This window comes from Paenarthrobacter sp. NPDC090520, assembly GCF_044769205.1.
Classification (GTDB): Bacteria; Actinomycetota; Actinomycetes; order Actinomycetales; family Micrococcaceae; genus Arthrobacter.
Genome location: NZ_JBIVXM010000002.1, coordinates 351,772 through 368,902, shown reverse-complemented (window position 1 = coordinate 368,902; position 17,131 = coordinate 351,772). Strand labels below are relative to the sequence as shown.

At 64.5% G+C, this 17,131-nt stretch carries 12 protein-coding genes; 5 read left to right on the top strand and 7 right to left on the bottom strand.

Features of this window, described 5'->3' with window-relative positions:
* Window positions 1-105 precede the first annotated feature (105 nt).
* From ACIQTZ_RS04345 to ACIQTZ_RS04335, 3 genes are read right to left on the bottom strand one after another with little or no spacing between them, the layout of a single operon-like run.
* Window positions 106-1,026, bottom strand: a complete 921-nt coding sequence (locus tag ACIQTZ_RS04345; RefSeq protein ID WP_402977833.1) for a MaoC family dehydratase — start codon at window positions 1,024-1,026, stop codon at window positions 106-108.
* Window positions 1,023-2,363: a 3-oxoacyl-ACP reductase gene (locus ACIQTZ_RS04340; protein ID WP_402977830.1), complete on the bottom strand. Its 1,341-nt coding sequence runs from the start codon at window positions 2,361-2,363 to the stop codon at window positions 1,023-1,025. Before ACIQTZ_RS04340 ends, ACIQTZ_RS04345 begins: the two co-directional genes overlap by 4 nt.
* An 8-nt stretch (window positions 2,364-2,371) precedes the next feature.
* Window positions 2,372-3,712, bottom strand: coding sequence for an acetyl-CoA C-acetyltransferase (locus ACIQTZ_RS04335; RefSeq protein ID WP_402977827.1), 1,341 nt, complete (start codon window positions 3,710-3,712; stop codon window positions 2,372-2,374).
* A 162-nt stretch (window positions 3,713-3,874) separates the two neighbouring features.
* On the opposite strand from ACIQTZ_RS04335, the gene ACIQTZ_RS04330 reads away from it, so the two are divergent.
* Window positions 3,875-4,507 (top strand): TetR family transcriptional regulator, encoded by a 633-nt coding sequence (locus ACIQTZ_RS04330; RefSeq protein WP_402977976.1) that lies wholly within the window; start codon window positions 3,875-3,877, stop codon window positions 4,505-4,507.
* A gap of 47 nt (window positions 4,508-4,554) precedes the next feature.
* The gene (locus ACIQTZ_RS04325) at window positions 4,555-6,657 is read left to right on the top strand and encodes an acyl-CoA dehydrogenase (RefSeq protein ID WP_402977824.1); all 2,103 of its coding nucleotides are present in this window, start codon (window positions 4,555-4,557) and stop codon (window positions 6,655-6,657) included.
* A gap of 124 nt (window positions 6,658-6,781) precedes the next feature.
* Here the strand turns inward: ACIQTZ_RS04325 and glgA are convergent, their stop codons facing one another.
* Window positions 6,782-7,978 carry a glycogen synthase gene (gene glgA, locus ACIQTZ_RS04320; RefSeq protein ID WP_402942489.1) on the bottom strand — a complete coding sequence of 399 codons (1,197 nt, stop codon included), beginning with the start codon at window positions 7,976-7,978 and terminating at the stop codon, window positions 6,782-6,784.
* A gap of 93 nt (window positions 7,979-8,071) precedes the next feature.
* Here glgA and glgC point away from each other — a divergent pair, with 93 nt between their 5' ends.
* Window positions 8,072-9,484: a glucose-1-phosphate adenylyltransferase gene (gene glgC, locus ACIQTZ_RS04315; RefSeq protein ID WP_400332397.1), complete on the top strand. Its 1,413-nt coding sequence runs from the start codon at window positions 8,072-8,074 to the stop codon at window positions 9,482-9,484.
* Between the two features lie 61 nt (window positions 9,485-9,545).
* Complete coding sequence (locus ACIQTZ_RS04310) at window positions 9,546-10,997, top strand: SDR family NAD(P)-dependent oxidoreductase (RefSeq protein WP_400332394.1); 1,452 nt, start codon at window positions 9,546-9,548, stop codon at window positions 10,995-10,997.
* A 3-nt stretch (window positions 10,998-11,000) separates the two neighbouring features.
* On the opposite strand, the gene ACIQTZ_RS04305 is transcribed toward ACIQTZ_RS04310, so the two are convergent.
* From ACIQTZ_RS04305 to ACIQTZ_RS04295, 3 genes are all read right to left on the bottom strand, one after another.
* Window positions 11,001-11,852 (bottom strand): transglutaminase N-terminal domain-containing protein, encoded by an 852-nt coding sequence (locus ACIQTZ_RS04305; protein WP_397321818.1) that lies wholly within the window; start codon window positions 11,850-11,852, stop codon window positions 11,001-11,003.
* Entirely contained in the window at window positions 11,849-12,775 is a 927-nt protein-coding gene (locus tag ACIQTZ_RS04300) for an alpha-E domain-containing protein (RefSeq protein ID WP_400332391.1), read from the bottom strand. The genes ACIQTZ_RS04305 and ACIQTZ_RS04300 overlap by 4 nt, the downstream gene beginning before the upstream one ends.
* Before the next feature lie 64 nt (window positions 12,776-12,839).
* Entirely contained in the window at window positions 12,840-14,396 is a 1,557-nt protein-coding gene (locus ACIQTZ_RS04295; protein WP_402942497.1) for a circularly permuted type 2 ATP-grasp protein, read from the bottom strand.
* Window positions 14,397-14,506: 110 nt separating this feature from the next.
* Between ACIQTZ_RS04295 and pepN the strand changes: the two genes are divergently transcribed.
* Complete coding sequence (gene pepN, locus ACIQTZ_RS04290; RefSeq protein ID WP_402942500.1) at window positions 14,507-17,110, top strand: aminopeptidase N; 2,604 nt, start codon at window positions 14,507-14,509, stop codon at window positions 17,108-17,110.
* Window positions 17,111-17,131 lie beyond the last annotated feature (21 nt).

Here is a 17,131-nt window from a genome sequence, read left to right as displayed (position 1 = left end):
ACATTTATTGCCACCGGCGTCATGTGCCGAAATCCCGCTTTGTCATATACACGACGACGGCGGCAGTCACCATTACTGACTGCCGCCGTCGTCGTGCCCCGGGGCCTAGCCCGGCGCAGCAACGCTGCCGATGAAATGGCGGCGTCCGCTGCGCGGATTCCAGGCGACGTACTCCGAGCGTTCCCAAGCCCCGGATGCCGCCTGGGTCGTGGAGATATCCAAAGCCACCCGCGCCGGCAGGAACACGGGGGCCTCGAAGGCTACGTCCCACGTGAACGCTTCGGCCTTGACGGCGCCCACATCGGCCAACGCCCTGGACGCCAGGTACATGCCGTGGGCAATCGATCCGCGCAGCCCCAGGGCCTTGGCGGAAAGACCGCTCAAATGGATCGGGTTGAAGTCACCTGATACCGCGGCATAGCTGCGTCCCGTATCCACCCCGAGTTGCCAGAGAGCGGTGGGAAACGGGGGCTTGAAGTCCGTCTTTGCCGCACTGTTGGACGTCCCGGCCTTGTCGATTCCGGGCAGGAAGACGCCTTTGGCCAGGTAAGTGGAAACGCCACGCCACAGCAACACTCCCGAAGCGTGGGAACGGACTTCGGCCACCACATCCACTTGGGTACCTGCGCGGTGACCGTGGAGGTTTTCCGCCCAGGCCCTGATATCCAGCGCCTGGGTGAACTGGATAGGGCTGTACTGCTCCACATGGTTCCTGAGATGGATCATCCCCAGCAGTGGCAACGGAAAGTCGTCACGGTTCATCACGCTCATGGCCACCGGGAAAGCCAGCGCGTGGACGAACCCGGCAGGAAGGATGTCGCGTGCCGTTTCACCCAGGAAATGCTGATAGGACGTGAGGTTTTCAACGTCCGCCGTCACGTCCCGGACCTCATGGCTCACGGCCGGAAGCTTCCTGCGCGGCGGGGTCCCCAGGACGCGCCTCCGGGCCGCGTTGGCGGCGGCATTGACGTAGAGCTTGGACAGCGACGGCAACTCTCCGAGGATGACGGGCTGGGCCTGGATCATGCGCCCACCAGTTGCTGTCCGCAGACTCGAAGGACCTCCCCGGAAATGCCCCCGGCAGAGTCGCTCGCGAGGAAGGCAATGGCTTCGGCCACATCCGTCGGCTGGCCGCCCTGCTTGAGGGAGTTCAGCCGGCGGGCCGCCTCCCTGATGGCCAGGGGCATCCGGGCGGTCATCTCCGTTTCGATGAAGCCCGGAGCAACAGCGTTGATGGTCCCGCCAAAGGAGGCCATCAACGGCGCGGTTGACCGCACCATGCCGATCACACCGGCCTTGGAGGCACCGTAGTTCGTCTGGCCCCGGTTGCCGGCGATGCCGCTGGTAGAGGCCACCGAGACAATGCGCGGGGCATCCTTGAAATGCCCGGACGCCAGGAGTGCCTCATTGATCCGCAATTGCGCGGCGATGTTCACGGCAATGACCGACTGCCACCGGCCCTGGTCCATGTTGGCGAGGAGGCGGTCCCGGGTGATGCCGGCATTATGCACCACGATGTCCAGCCTGCCGTGTCGCTCCACGGCGTGCTCGATGATCCGCTGCCCCGCATCGCTGCGGCTGATGTCCAGTTGCAGCGCCGTCCCGTGCACCTGGTTGGCCACCTCGGCCAGGTGGTCTCCGGCCGCAGGGATGTCCACCAACACCACTTTCGCGCCATCCCGGTGCAGGGTGCGGGCGATCGCGGCACCGATCCCCCGCGCCGCGCCGGTGACCACGGCGACTTTTCCTGCAAGGGGCTTGTCCGCCACGGCCGGCATCCGACCGGCCGCCGAGGTCACCGAAAGGAATTGTCCGTCGACGTAGGCCGAGCGACCGGACAGGAAGAACCGGACGGCCCCGAGGGCGGAGGGGCTGGTGGTGGCCAGGTCCTCCGCAAGCACGACACCGTTGGCCGTAGCCCCCGACCGGAGCTCCTTCGCCAGGGAACGCAGCAGGCCGTCGATGCCTTGGCGGGCGGCGGCGGTTGCCGGCGACGAGGTTCCCTGGGGTGCCCGGGACACCGTGATGAACCGGCCGTTGGGTGCAAGGTCCCGGAGGGAAGCACCCACGGCAAGGACAGGCTTGCCCAGGTCCTCAGGGTGCTGCACTGAATCGAGGACCAGAATGATGGCGCCCAACTTTTCCTTGGGCAAGGCATTCCGGCGGACGTCCAGGCCCCAACCCAGCAAGGTGGTGGCGAGATCGTCGGCGCCCGCACTGTCCCCGTTGACCAACACCGGACCGGAGATCAACGGCGCACCGGGCTGGTAGCGACGCAACAGGACGGGCTGGGGCAGGCCAAGCTTCCTGGCCACGTCCCGGCCCAGCCCACCGCTGACGATTTGGGTGTATTTGTCCGTCATCGGGTCCCCTATGCAGCTTCCAGGATGGCGACGACGCCCTGGCCGCCCGCGGCGCAAACGGAGATGAGGCCGCGGGCCGGACGACCGTCCACCGTGCCCTTTCCGTGCAGCATTTTGGCCAGCGAGGCAACAACCCTGCCCCCGGTCGCCGCGAAGGGATGGCCTGCCGCGAGGGATGATCCATTCACGTTGAGCTTTGCGCGGTCCACCTTGCCCAGCGCGCCGTCCAGGCCGAGTCGGGTGCGGCCAAAGTCTTCGTCCTCCCACGCCGCCAGGGTGCTGAGCACGGTCCCGGCAAAGGCCTCGTGGATTTCGAAGAAGTCGATGTCCTCCAAGGTGAGTCCTTGGCGTGCCAGTAGCCGCGGGACGGCAAATACCGGCGCCATGAGCAGCCCGTCCTTGCCATGGACAAAGTCGACGGCGGCGGCTTCACCGTCCACGACGGTGGCCAGCTTGGGCAGGCCACGGCTTTCTGCCCACTCCGCGCTGGCGAGCAGCACTGTCGAAGCGCCGTCCGTGAGCGGCGTCGAGTTGCCGGCGGTCATGGTGGCCTGGGATCCAAGGTTCTTGCCGAACACCGGTTTGAGCGCAGCGAGCTTCTCAAGGGACGTGTCCGGTCGCAGGTTCGAGTCGCGGTTGAGGCCACGGTAAGGGGTGATGAGGTCGTCGAAGAAGCCGTGGTCGTAGGCGGAGGCGAGATTGTGGTGGCTGTTGAAGGCGAGTTCGTCCTGGGCCTCGCGGGAGATCTTCCACTGTGCCGTAGTCAGGGCCTGGTGTTCCCCCATGGACAGTCCGGTACGCGGTTCGCCGGTGTTGGGTGCATCCGGTGCCAGGTCCTTGGGCCTGATCTTTCCAAGGATGCGCAATTTCTGGACCGGGGTCTTGGCGCGGTTAAGGTCCAGGAGGATCTCCCGCAACCCCTCGCTGACTGCAATGGGGGCATCCGAGGCAGAGTCCACGCCGCCGGAAATGGCGGAATCGATCTGGCCCAGTTTGATCTTGTTGGCCAGGCCAAGGACCGTTTCAAGGCCGGTGGCGCAAGCCTGCTGCAGGTCGTACGCCGGAGTCTCCGGAGACAACGCCGAGCCGAGCACCGCCTCACGGGTGAGGTTGAAATCCCGGGAATGCTTCAGCACGGCCCCCGCCGCGACTTCGCCGATGCGTTCATCCTGCAACCCAAAGCGTGCGATCAGCCCGTCCAGTGCTGCGGTGAGCATGTCCTGGTTGGACGACTTCACGTACGCACCGCCGGTGCGCGCAAACGGAATCCGGTTTCCGCCCACGATGACTGCCGAACGTGCTTGGAGCGGTTGCGGGCCTGCACCCGTGGTTACGTCTGTTGCAGCCATGCTTGTCTCCTCCTGAAAAGATGCCGGTTACTGATACCCAGCGTACCTGATACGCTGGGTATCGTGAACAGCGGTCCCGCAGATTTCCCACCTGCCCACCAAGGCGCCGGCCGAACCGGCGTCGAGCACTCCCCTGCCGCCGTCGCCGGGGCCGAAACCGCCATGGATGGCCGCACGGCCCGCTGGCAGTCCCACCGCGAAGAACGGCGGCGGGCGCTGATCAAGACGGCGAGGAAGGCCGTCCACGCGCTCGGCAGCGACGCGTCCATGGAGGACATCGCGGGCGCGGCCGGAACCTCCAAATCGGTCTACTACCGGTACTTCGGAGATAAAGCCGGGCTGCAACAGGCCATGGGCGAAGTGGTTCTTGGGCAGATGCAACGCCGCATGAAGGACGCAGCCCAGTCGGCGCAGACTCCGCGTGAGGGGCTGTACGCCATGGTCTCCGCCTACCTCCAGATGGCCGAATCCAGCCCGAATGTCTATGCCTTCATTACCAGGCTGACCCCGGGAGAAGCCTCGGCGCAGGATGCCATTGCCGCATCCGGCGCCCTGGGCAACTTTTTCGAGCAGATCACCGGCATGATCGCCACTCCCATGCGTCAATACCTGGGGCCGGACAACGAGGCCCTCATCGAATATTGGCCTACGGCTGCGATCGGCCTGGTCCGGAACGCCGGCGAAATGTGGCTCGGAAGTGCCGCCACGCCCGCCAAGCCGGACAAGGCCACCATGGCCGCGAACATCACCGACTGGCTGTGCCTGGGCATCGCCCCACAGCTCAAGACCACCTGACACCAGCAAAGACGCAGCAGTTGTCCGGAACCAGAGAAAGAAGAAGCATGACCGACGTAGTGGATCGCGAATCATCAGCCCGGCAGGCGACCGCGGGCAACCCTGCACCCGGTGTCGAAGCCGTGCCCGCCGTGGACGTCGCGGCATTGGGCGAGCAACTCCTCGGCACGTGGGCCGGCGTCCGGCGCCAGGCCCGTGAACTCGCCGGCCGCCCCGAGGTCCGGAAGATCGAGGGCCTCACTCATACAGACCACCGCCACCGCGTCTTCGACCAGTTGAAGTACCTCGTGGACAACAACGCCGTCCACCGGGCTTTTCCGGTGCGCCTGGGCGGATCGGACGATCACGGCGGAAATATCGCCGGGTTCGAGGAGCTGGTCACCGCCGACCCTTCGCTTCAGATCAAGGCGGGCGTGCAGTGGGGGCTTTTCGGCTCCGCAGTGATGCACCTGGGCACGCAGGAACATCACGACAAATGGCTTCCAGGAATCATGAGCCTGGACATCCCCGGGTGCTTTGCCATGACGGAAACCGGTCACGGTTCCGACGTGGCAAGTATCGCCACCACAGCCACCTATGACGCCGCCAGCCAGGAATTTGTCATCAACACTCCGTTCCGGGCGGCCTGGAAGGACTACATCGGCAACGCCGCCAACGACGGCCTGGCTGCGGTGGTCTTCGCCCAACTCGTCACACGCAACGTCAACCACGGCGTCCACGCGTTCTACGTTGAGTTGCGCGATCCGGACACCACGGAGTTCCTCCCGGGCATCGGGGGCGAGGACGATGGCATCAAGGGTGGACTTAACGGCATCGACAACGGTCGCCTGCACTTCACCGATGTCAGGGTTCCGCGGACCAACCTGCTGAACCGCTACGGCGACGTCGCCGCCGACGGCACCTACACCTCCACCATCGAAAGCCCGGGCCGCCGGTTCTTCACCATGCTGGGCACGTTGGTCCAAGGGCGGGTTTCCCTTGACGGCGCCGCAGTGGCGGCCAGCAAGGTGGCACTGAAGGCCGCCATCCACTACGCGGCAGAGCGCCGCCAGTTCAACGCGTCATCGCCCACGGACGAGGAAGTGCTGCTGGACTACCAGCGACACCAGCGCCGCCTGTTCACGCGGCTGGCCACCACCTACGCGGCAAGCTTTGCGCACGAACAGTTGCTCACGAAGTTCGACGACGTTTTCTCCGGAGCCCACGACACCGACGCCGACCGCCAGGATCTGGAAACCCTCGCCGCTGCCTTGAAGCCGCTCAGCACCTGGCACGCCCTGGACACGTTGCAGGAGTGCCGGGAAGCCTGTGGTGGGGCCGGGTTCCTCATCGAGAACCGATTCGCCTCCCTGCGGGCCGACCTGGATGTGTACGTGACCTTCGAAGGCGATAATACGGTTCTCCTTCAGTTGGTGGCCAAGCGGCTGCTGGCCGATTACGCCAAGGAATTCCGCAGTGCCGATTTCGGAGTGCTGGCCCGCTACGTTGTGGATCAGGCTGCGGATGTTGCGTTCCACCGGACCGGCCTTCGCCAAGTAGCGCAGTTCGTGGCTGATTCCGGATCCGTCCAGAAAGCCGCACTGGCCTTGCGGGATGAAGCCGGCCAGCGCACCCTGCTGACAGACAGGGTCCAGTCAATGGTGGCGGAGGTCGGGGCCGCGTTGAAGGGTGCCAACAAGCTTCCCCAACACCAGGCGGCAGCGCTGTTCAACCAGCACCAGCATGAGCTCATCGAAGCCGCCCAGGCACACGCTGAACTGCTTCAGTGGGAGGCGTTCACCGAAGCCCTGGAATCGGTATCCGATGCCGGAACCAAGCAAGTGCTGACGTGGTTGCGTGATCTCTTTGGACTGTCCCTCATTGAGAAACACCTCTCGTGGTACCTCATGAACGGCCGCCTCTCCATGCAGCGTGGCCGCACGGTAGGCACCTACATCAACCGGCTGCTGGTGAAGATCCGCCCGCATGCCCTGGACCTCGTGGATGCCTTCGGCTACGGCCCGGAGCACTTGCGGGCTGCGGTAGCCACGGGTGCCGAGGCCACGCGCCAGGAGGAAGCCCGTACCTACTTCCGGCACGAGCGGGCCAGCGGCAGCGCCCCAGCCGACGAAAAGGCCCTGATGGCGCTGAAAGCGGGCCGGCAACAGTGATTTTCGGGGTCTAGCAGTCCGGGCTGGCCAAGGGGTGAACAATTGCTGAAGCTTGGAAACCACGACGGCGCCGTCCCCACCTGAGGGGGCGGCGCCGTCGTGGTTTCGGCTGCTTCAGCGACGCTTAGGCGAGCACCGAGCGGTAGACCTCAAGGGTGGACTCAGTGATGGATTCCCACGAGAAATGTTCCTCGGCCCGGCGCCGTCCTGCGACACCCATGGCGCGTGCACGGTCCGGATCGGTCACCACCTCGTTGAGGGCAGCGGCGAAGTCACGGACGAACTTCTCCGGATCCAGCGGCGTACCCGTCCCGTCGGTGACCTGTTCCAACTCCACCAGGAGCCCGGTGTTTCCGTGGTCCACCACCTCCGGGATGCCGCCGGTGGCACTGGCCACCACCGCCGCGCCGCAGGCCATGGCTTCAAGGTTGACGATGCCGAGGGGCTCGTAGATGGACGGGCAGGCGAACGCGGTGGCGTGGCTCAGGACCTGGATCAGCTCGCGCCGCGGCAGCATCCGTTCAATGAGGATGACGCCCTCACGCTGGCTCTGCAGTTCTTCGATGAGCTTGGCCGTTTCCGCGGCAAGTTCGGGGGTGTCAGCCGCGCCGAGGCAAAGAACCAGCTGCACGTCCCCGGGAAGGCTCGAGGCAGCGCGCAGCAGGTAGGGAACACCCTTCTGGCGCGTATTGCGGCCCACGAAGACCACACTGGGCTTGGCGGGATCGATGCCGAGCGCACGGATTGCGTCTTCTTCCTCGTCGCGCTCCCACAGGGACACGTCGATCCCGTTGTGGACCACGCGCACCTTGGCCGGATCGACGTTGGGATAGCTGCGGAGGATATCCTGGCGCATCCCCTCCGACACGGCGATGATCGCGGCCGCGGCCTCGTAGGCGGTCTTTTCCACCCACGACGAGAGCGCGTATCCGCCACCAAGTTGCTCGGCTTTCCATGGCCGCAACGGTTCAAGGCTGTGGGCACTGAGCACGTGGGGAATACCGTGCAGCAGCGACGCCAAGTGCCCTGCCATGTTCGCGTACCAGGTGTGCGAGTGGACGAGGTCCGCCCCCGCAACGTCCGGAACGATCCTCAGATCGACGCCGAGGGTCTGCACGGCAGCGTTGGCCCCGTCCAGATCCCCGGGTGTCTCATAGGAGTCAACCGTTGCACCGTGGTAGTCGGCTTCGCGCGCTGCGCCGAAGGCCCGCACATGGAGGTCAACGTGCTTCGCCAGCACGCGGCTGAGCTCGGCAACATGGACACCGGCACCGCCATAAATTTCCGGGGGGAATTCTTTAGTCACAATGTCTATTCGCACGCTAACCAACGTAGTCGTTCAGCCGTATGTGTTCTAGTGTGAAAGAGTCCGGAAAATCGGACTTTTGGGGGCTACGAAGACGTACGGGGAGCTGTGACCATGGCGTTGAAGAAAGTTTTGGCAATCGTGTTGGCCGGTGGAGAGGGCAACCGCCTGATGCCGCTGACAGCAGACCGTGCCAAGCCAGCTGTACCGTTTGCCGGCGGTTACCGGCTTATTGACTTTGCACTATCGAATCTGGTCAATTCGGGATATTTGCGAATTGTTGTGCTGACACAATACAAATCGCACAGCCTGGACCGCCATATCTCCGAGACCTGGCGCATGTCCACCCAGCTGGGGCGCTACGTCGCTTCCGTTCCGGCGCAGCAGCGGGTGGGCAAGAGCTGGTTCCTCGGCAGCGCCAACGCCATCTACCAATCCTTGAACCTGATCCACGACGACGCCCCGGACATTGTGGTTGTTGTGGGTGCTGACCACGTCTACCGCATGGACTTCTCGCAGATGGTTGAGCAGCACATTGCCAGCGGCGCAAAGGCCACCGTTGCAGCCGTGCGCCAGCCGCTGAACATGGCCAACCAGTTCGGCGTGATCGAGGTCGACCAGAACGATCCCCAGAAGATCGCCGCCTTCGTCGAGAAGCCCGCCAGCACGCCTGGGCTCGCGGCCGACCCCAGCCAGTTCCTGGCTTCCATGGGCAACTACGTCTTCAACGCCGATGCCCTGGTGGAAGCGTTGCATGTGGATGCCGAACGGCTGGACACCAAGCACGACATGGGCGGCGACATCATCCCGTATTTCGTGGACAAGGGTGAGGCAGGGGTCTACGACTTCACGCTCAATGACATCCCGGGCGCCACGGAGCGCGACCGCACGTACTGGCGCGATGTAGGAACCATCGATTCCTTCTACGACGCCCACATGGACCTGATCTCCCCCGTCCCCGTCTTCAACCTGTACAACTCCGAATGGCCGATCTACACCCGCCAGAGCATTTCTCCGCCGGCCAAGTTTGTCCGCGGCGAAAACAGCACGGTGGGAACAGCCCTGGATTCGATCGTTGCCAGCGGCGTGGTGATCTCCGGTGGCATTGTTGAGGGTTCGGTCCTGTCCAACGACGTCTTCGTCGAAGCCGGCAGCCGGGTCCAGGATTCCGTACTCATGGACAAGGTTCGCGTTGGGGAGGGTGCCGTGATCAAACGGGCCATCCTTGACAAGAACGTCAAAGTCCCCGCCGGTGCTGCCATTGGCGTGGATGCGGCCTTGGACAAGGCCCGGGGGTACAAGGTCACCGAATCCGGCATCACGGTGCTGGCCAAGGGCCAGGTGGTCCCGGAACCCGGCGAAGAAGAGCTGGCGCTTTCCGCCGAGTACCGCCGCAGCCTTCCTGAAGCCCTCAAGGCAGCAACGCAGGGCGATCCCGACATTCGCGACTCTGCCGAGAAAGTAGCCGCCGGGATCCAGGCGCGCGTGGTGGACGCCGCTTCCCAAGGCGCCGCGCACTGACGAAACCCGCACCACCAACCCGAGGCAGGCCCCGGGGTCCCAAGGCTGTAAAATCAGGTCAATGAGCTCCACCGACCTGACGCCTGAGGAGATCCAGGCCTGCCTCAAGGTTTTAACCACCATCCATGCCTACGACGAAGAGCACCCGGACTATATTGCCGTCCGCCGTGCCACGGGCAAGATGTTCAAGGCGGTCAAGCGTCACCGGCGGGTGACCAAGCGGGACCTGATCGCGGAAGCGGACCGCGCGGTGATCGCCCTTACCGCCACAGCGGCCCCGGACCGCATTGACGACGAAACCCGGGGCAACAAGCTGGCTCCCTCGGCAACCGGTGAGGTAGCCGGTCACCTCATCCGGTCCCGGCCCTGCTATATCTGCAAACAGCACTACACCCAGGTGGATGCCTTCTACCACCAGTTGTGCCCGGAGTGCGCCGCATTCAGCCACAGCAAGCGGGATGCGCGCACGGACCTCACCGGGCGCAGGGCGCTGCTGACCGGCGGGCGGGCCAAGATCGGCATGTATATCGCCCTGCGACTGCTCCGTGACGGCGCCCACACCACCATCACCACGCGCTTCCCCAAGGATGCCGCGCGCCGTTTCGCGGCCATGGAGGACAGTTCCGAATGGCTGCACCGCCTGAAGATCGTGGGAATTGACCTCCGCGATCCGGCACAGGTCATGGCACTGACGGATTCGCTCAACGAGGCCGGTCCGTTGGACATCATCATCAACAACGCGGCTCAGACGGTGCGCAGGTCAGGCAATGCCTACAAGCCATTGGTGGACGCGGAGGACGAGCCGTTGCCCGCCGCCCTCGAAACGGCCAACGGTGGGCCCGAGTTGGTCACCTTCGGCCACGCCCACGACAAGCACCCCCTGGCCCTGGCGAGCAGCGTGACCGAGCACCCGGTCCTCGCCGGCGACGCCATTACCTCGTTGGCGCTGTCCACGGGGTCCGCTTCGCTGGAACGGATCGAATCCGGAACGGCGATCGATGCCGGTGGCTTGGTTCCGGACCTCGCCACGATCAACAGCTGGACGCAAGTGGTGGATGAGGTGGATCCGCTCGAGATGCTGGAGGTCCAACTGTGCAATGTCACGGCACCGTTCCTGCTGGTCAGCCGTCTTCGCGGCGCGATGAAGCGCTCCACGGCACGGCGGAAGTACATCGTGAATGTGTCCGCCATGGAGGGGCAGTTCTCCCGCGCCTACAAGGGGCCGGGCCATCCGCATACCAACATGGCCAAGGCAGCCTTGAACATGATGACGCGGACCAGTGCCCAGGAAATGCTGGACGCCGACGGTATCCTGATGACCGCCGTCGATACCGGATGGATCACCGACGAGCGGCCGCACTACACCAAGATCCGGCTCATGGAAGAAGGCTTCCATGCTCCCTTGGACCTGGTGGACGGCGCCGCCCGGGTTTACGATCCGATCGTGATGGGCGAGCAGGGCGAGGACCAGTACGGCGTCTTCCTCAAGGATTACAAGTCCTCGCCCTGGTGAGCACTACGCCAGGCGGGTAATCTCCACCGACACCGACAAACCGGAGCCGCCGCCGCCCGAAAGGATTCCCTTCAGCGGCGGCACATCCCGGTAGTCGCGCCCCTTGGCAACTGTCACATGGTAGTCCCCCGCCGGCTTGTGGTTGGTGGGGTCCCAGCTGCGCCATTCGCCATCCCACCACTCCAGCCATGCGTGGGACTGGCCCGCCACGGTTTCGCCGATGTCCGCCGAGGACCTCGGGTGGATGTAGCCGGAGACGTACCGCGCCGGGATGCCGCAACTGCGCAGCGAGCCGATGGCCAGGTGTGCGAGGTCCTGGCAAACACCCTGACGCTGGGTCCAGGCCTGCTCGGCGTTGGTGGTGACTCCCGTGGTGCCCTTCATGTACGTCATCTCACCGGCCATCCAGGAGAAGACTGCTAGTGCCGCCTCATGCGGGTTCTTGCCCTCGACGACGCCGGGAACCAGGCTGAGGACTTCCTCGCCCGGACCGCTAAGCCGTGACTGCGGCAACCAGTCGCTGAATTCGTCCTGGATCTTCGCGGAACGGATGACGTCCCAGCCAACAATATCGTCGTCGTTCGCCACCCGTTCAGTGCGGTGGACCTCCACAGTGGCAGTCGCCAGGACCTCAAGGTTCTCGTGCGGCATCTGCATGTCGAAGGCGGTAACGCGGGTACCCCAATAGTCGCGGTAGGTACTCACCGAGGCCTGGCTGGGGCTCACCTTCAGCGAGGACTCAAGGACCACTTGCTGGCCGTCCGTCAACGGCGTCATGCGGGCCTCGTTGTAGCTGAGGGTCACACGGCGGTTGTACTTGTAGGCGGTCTTGTGGACGATGCTCAACCGGGTCATGAAACTTCTCCCACCCAGGCGTGCTCATCAGCCTGATTGAAGTACTTACGGGAAATCGCGTCCGAGGCCTGGGTCACGGCCTTCTGCACACGTTCCATGTGCTCGGGAAGCTCGGACATCAGGTCATCGGTCCGGTGGAACTCAAGGAAGGTGCGGGCTTGGCCCACGATCCTGCGGGCATCGTTGATGAAGCCAACGCGCTGGGCCGAGGGATCCAGTTTGGCCAAGGACTCGTCGGCATCGCGCAGTGCGTAGACGATGGACCGTGGGAAGAGCCGGTCCAGGAGCAGGAACTCGGCAGCGTGCTGGTCACCGAAAGCGGCCCTGCGGGTCCGGATGAACGACTCGTACGCACCGGCGCACCGCAGCATGTTGACCCAGGACATGCCGGCCGACTGGACGTCGCGGGTGGAGAGCATGCGTGCGGTCATGTCTGCCCGTTCCAGGGAGCGGCCAAGCACCATGAACAGCCAGCTTTCGTCGTGGCTCACCGTAGTGTCGGCGAGGCCGCGGACCATGGCGGTCCGTTCCAGGACCCAGTTGCAGAACCGGTAGGTGCCCACCACATCCTTACGGTGCTGGTTAAGGCCGTAGTAGGTGGTATTGAGGCTCTCCCAGAGCGACTGGGACACGGTCTCGCGGGCACGGCGTGCGTTTTCACGGGCGGCACCGAGGGAACCGGCGATCGAGGACGCACTTTGCTTGTCGTAGGCCAGGGCATGCAGGAGTTCGGGCAGGCCGAAGTCCTCGTTTTGCGGCTTGGCGCCCATGACGGCAAGCAGGTCCCTTGCCACGGTGCGCTGTTCCTCAAGGGGCAAGTGGTTGAGGCGTTCCAAGTGGACGTCCAGGATGCGGGCGGTGCCATCGGCGCGCTCAACATAGCGGCCGATCCAGAAGAGTGACTCGGCAATACGGCTCAGCATGCGGCTGTGCCTCCTTCGCGTGGTGCTTGTCGAAGTTCAAGGGTGGGGAGGAACGGAACGCCGCTCACTGCTGTTGTTCCGTCTGCCGGTCCCGCCAGTTGCTTTCCACGGGCCACACGGACACCTGTTCGCGAACGGTCACTGATTGCCGTGGAATGAATTCGGACGGCATCTGCGGCGAATTGGCCAGTACCCAAGTGTCCTTGGATCCGCCGCCCTGGCTGGAGTTCACAATCAGCGACCCCTCCTTGAGTGCCACACGGGTGAGTCCGCCGGGCAGGACCCAGACGTCGTCGCCGTCGTTCACTGCGAACGGACGCAAGTCCACGTGCCGGGGGCCGAACTTGTCTCCGGACAACGTCGGAACAGTGGACAACTGCAGCACAGGCTGCGCGATCCAGCCGCGGGGATCGGCGATCACGCGCTTGCGCAAAGCATCGAGCTCGTCCTTGGAAGCATCGGGGCCAATGACCAGGCCCTTTCCGCCGGAACCGTCCACGGGCTTGACCACCAACTCTTCGAGCCGGTCCAAAACATGCTCCCTGGCTTCCTTTTCCTCAAGCCGGAAAGTGTCGACGTTGGCAATGATCGGCTCTTCGTGAAGGTAGTAGCGGATCAGGTCAGGGACGTAACTGTACACGAGCTTGTCGTCTGCGACGCCGTTGCCCACGGCGTTGGCGATCGTCACGCCGCCGGCCCGCGCTGCATTGACCAATCCGGGACAACCCAGCATGGAGTCGGAACGGAACTGCAACGGATCAAGGAAGTCGTCATCGATCCTCTTGTAGATGACGTCCACGCGCTGCTCGCCGGCGGTGGTCCGCATATAGACGCGGTTGCCGCGGCAGATGAGGTCGCGGCCTTCCACCAGTTCCACGCCCATGAGGCCCGCAAGGAGTGTGTGCTCAAAGTAGGCGCTGTTGAAGACCCCGGGCGTCAGGACCACCACTGTGGGGTCGTCCACGCCCGCCGGAGCTGTCTTGCGAAGAGCCGAGAGAAGCCTGCGGGGGTACTCCTCCACGGGACGGATATGCTGCTGGCCGAACGCCTCGGGAAGGCCCTTGGCCATCGCCTGGCGGTTTTCCAGGACATAACTGACGCCCGACGGGACGCGGACGTTGTCCTCAAGGACCCGGAACGTGCCCGCCGCATCACGGACCACATCGATGCCCGAAACGTGGACGCGGACACCGCCGGACGGTTCGAAGCCATGCACGGCGCGGTGGAAGTGCGCACTGGTGGTCACCAGTTGGCGCGGGATCACGCCGTCCGCCACCACCGCCATGCGCCCGTAGACGTCGTTGAGGAAGGCTTCGAGGGCCTTGACGCGCTGGGCCACACCGCGTTCCAGCACATCCCATTCGTCAGCCGGGATGACCCTGGGAACAATGTCCAGCGGGAACGGCCGCTCCTCGCCCGCATAGTCGAAGGTGACGCCACGGTCGAGGAAGCTGCGGGCCATGGAGTCGGCCCGGGCGGTGACATCCGCCAGGGAAAGCTCCTGCAGGGCGCCGGCAACCTGACCGTAGGATTTTCTGGCGACGTGGCCGTTGGCAAACATTTCGTCATAGGCGCCGCTGCGCGCGGCGGCCTCTGAGTAATCCTGGAAGAGGTCAGACATGGGAAATAGACAATCACCTTTTTGGGTCGAGCGCATTTCGCGCTGATTGTGTCGCGGTTTCGCAGGCCTCCCGCGTCAGGCCGCCACCTGCCTCATGATTAGATGGCTGTGTGTCGAATCACAATTTGTCGCGCGAAGAAGCCGCTACCCGCTCAGCCCTGATCACCACCCATTCCTACGACGTCACCCTCGATGTCCGCAACGCGGCAGATCCCGCAGTCACCGGATACCCGAGCACCAGCACCATCGCCTTTTCCGCCGAGCCCGGCTCGGCCACTTTCCTTGATTTCATCGGCGGCACCGTTGAGTCCGTCGTCCTTAACGGCCGCGCCTTGGACGTCGCCCTGGCAGTAGACCAGGACCGGATCATCCTCGAAAGCCTTGCGGCAGAAAACGTGGTTACGGTCTCCGCGACGGCCCTCTACAGCCGTTCCGGCGAGGGCATGCACCGCTTCGTGGATCCCGCGGACGGCAAGTGCTACCTCTACACGCAGTACGAACCGGCGGACAGCAGGCGCGTCTTCGCCAACTTCGAACAGCCTGACTTGAAAGCCGAATTCACCTTCCACGTGATCGCGCCCACCGGATGGGAAGTTGCCTCCAACGGTGTTGAGGTGGCGCGGACGCCACTGCGCGACGATCCGTCCGCGGCCCTGTGGGACTTCGCCACAACGGCCCGGATGTCCACCTACATCACCACCGTTTTGGCTGGCCCGTACTTCAAGGCGACGGACCACTGGGGAGCAACGCTCGACGGCGGAACCCGCCTTGATGTTCCGCTGGCCCTTTACTGCCGCGCGTCCTTGGCTGGGTCCTTTGATGCCGGTGAGCTCTTCAAACTCACCAAGAAGGGCCTCGCGTTCTTCAATGAACTCTTCGATTACCCGTACCCGTGGGGGAAGTACGACCAAGCCTTCGTTCCCGAGTACAACCTTGGAGCCATGGAGAACCCCGGGCTGGTGACGTTCACCGAAAAGTACGTCTACTCGTCACGGGCAACGGACGCCCAGTACCAGGCACGTGCCAACACGCTCATGCACGAGATGGCCCACATGTGGTTTGGCGACTTGGTGACCATGACCTGGTGGGACGATTTGTGGTTGAAGGAGTCTTTCGCCGACTACATGGGCACGTTGGGCGTAGACCGGGCCACGGACTGGGACACCGCGTGGGTGAACTTCGCGAGCAAGCGCAAGGCCTGGGCCTATGTCCAGGACCAACTGCCCACCACGCACCCGATCGTTGCCGACATCCCCGACCTGGAGGCGGCCAAACAGAATTTCGACGGCATCACCTATGCCAAGGGCGCCTCGGTGCTCAAGCAATTGGTTGCCTACGTTGGATTCGACGCCTTCATTGCCGGATCCAGGCAGTACTTCCGCAACCACGAATATGGCAACACCTCCCTCCACGACCTCCTGCGCGCACTCAGCGAGGCGTCCGGGCGGGACCTTGCCGTGTGGGCCCGCCAATGGCTTCAGACATCCGGCATCTCCACGATCGGTGCCGAGATCGTCGAGGACAACGGCATCCTTGGGGCCGTGATACTGACGCAGGATGCGGTGGACCCGCTGACCGGAGACCAGGAATTGCGTCCCCACCGGATGCGGATCGGGCTGTACGACCCGGACCAGGACGGCGCTTTGGTCCGCGTGGACAGCATTGAGGTGGATGTGGCCGGCCCGCGGACCTTGGTGGACGGGCTTTCCGGAAAATCCCGCCCGGCCCTGCTCCTGGTCAATGATGACGATCTCAGCTATGCCAAGGTCAGGCTGGACACGGTTTCAGAGCAGACCGTCCGTACGTCCCTGCACCGCATCCAGGACCCCATGGCGCGCGCGTTGTGCTGGACAGCCCTATGGGACGCTGCGCGGGACGGCGTGACGCCATCGGCGCAGTACGTGTCCGCCGTAGAACAGTTCGCTCCTGCGGAAACCGGCATCGGCGTGCTCCTCAACGTGCTGGCCAATGCATCCTTTGCTGCCGGGCGGTACGTACCGGCTCCCCAGCGGGACAAGGTCAGGTCCGGGTTCCTGTCCGTGGCAGCGCGCCAACTTCGCGCTGCACTGCCTGGCTCGGACCAGCAACTGGCTTGGGCGCGCACCCTGGCAGATGTGTCACGGCATTCGGACCGGGAACTTCCGCTGGTGATGGGCCTGTTGGAGGGCGGCGTGGTGATCGATGGCCTGACGGTGGATGCGGAGCTTCGGTGGAGCCTCTGGCAGGCGCTGGCGGCGCATGGGCAGGCTTCCCAGGAGCAATTGGACGCAGAGCTGGCGGGTGACCGAACGGCTTCGGGCCATGAAGGACACGCGCTGGCCATGGCGGCCCGGCCGGACGATGCTGTCAAGGCGTCCGCCTGGAAAGCCGCCGTTCTTGGCTCGGAGCTCTCCAACGAAATCCTGTCGGCCACCATCAACGGCTTCATGGTGGCGCCCACCGCGCTGCTCGACCCCTATATCGAACCGTACTTCCAGGCCCTTGAGACGGTGTGGGCAGAGCGTTCCATCGAGATCGCCGGCCGGATTGTCCGGGGCCTGTTCCCCGCTTCCCAGGACCTCCCGGAGGGGACCGACCCCGTCGCCCACCCCGTGGTGCTACGGACCGACCAGTGGTTGCAGGAGCACGCAGACGCGCCCCGCGCCCTGCGCCGGATCATCATCGAGCAGCGCAGCCACCTGCTGCGCGCCCTGACAGCGCAGGCAGCAGGCTGACATCCGCCCTTGCAGAAGAGG

Coding starts and splice junctions, on each gene's coding strand:
- ACIQTZ_RS04335 (WP_402977827.1), bottom strand. CDS start 3,712: ATGGCTGCAACAGACGTAACCACGGGTGCAGGCCCGCAACCGCTCCAA.
- ACIQTZ_RS04310 (WP_400332394.1), top strand. CDS start 9,546: ATGAGCTCCACCGACCTGACGCCTGAGGAGATCCAGGCCTGCCTCAAG.
- ACIQTZ_RS04305 (WP_397321818.1), bottom strand. CDS start 11,852: ATGACCCGGTTGAGCATCGTCCACAAGACCGCCTACAAGTACAACCGC.
- ACIQTZ_RS04330 (WP_402977976.1), top strand. CDS start 3,875: ATGGATGGCCGCACGGCCCGCTGGCAGTCCCACCGCGAAGAACGGCGG.
- ACIQTZ_RS04325 (WP_402977824.1), top strand. CDS start 4,555: ATGACCGACGTAGTGGATCGCGAATCATCAGCCCGGCAGGCGACCGCG.
- ACIQTZ_RS04300 (WP_400332391.1), bottom strand. CDS start 12,775: ATGCTGAGCCGTATTGCCGAGTCACTCTTCTGGATCGGCCGCTATGTT.
- ACIQTZ_RS04345 (WP_402977833.1), bottom strand. CDS start 1,026: ATGATCCAGGCCCAGCCCGTCATCCTCGGAGAGTTGCCGTCGCTGTCC.
- ACIQTZ_RS04295 (WP_402942497.1), bottom strand. CDS start 14,396: ATGTCTGACCTCTTCCAGGATTACTCAGAGGCCGCCGCGCGCAGCGGC.
- ACIQTZ_RS04340 (WP_402977830.1), bottom strand. CDS start 2,363: ATGACGGACAAATACACCCAAATCGTCAGCGGTGGGCTGGGCCGGGAC.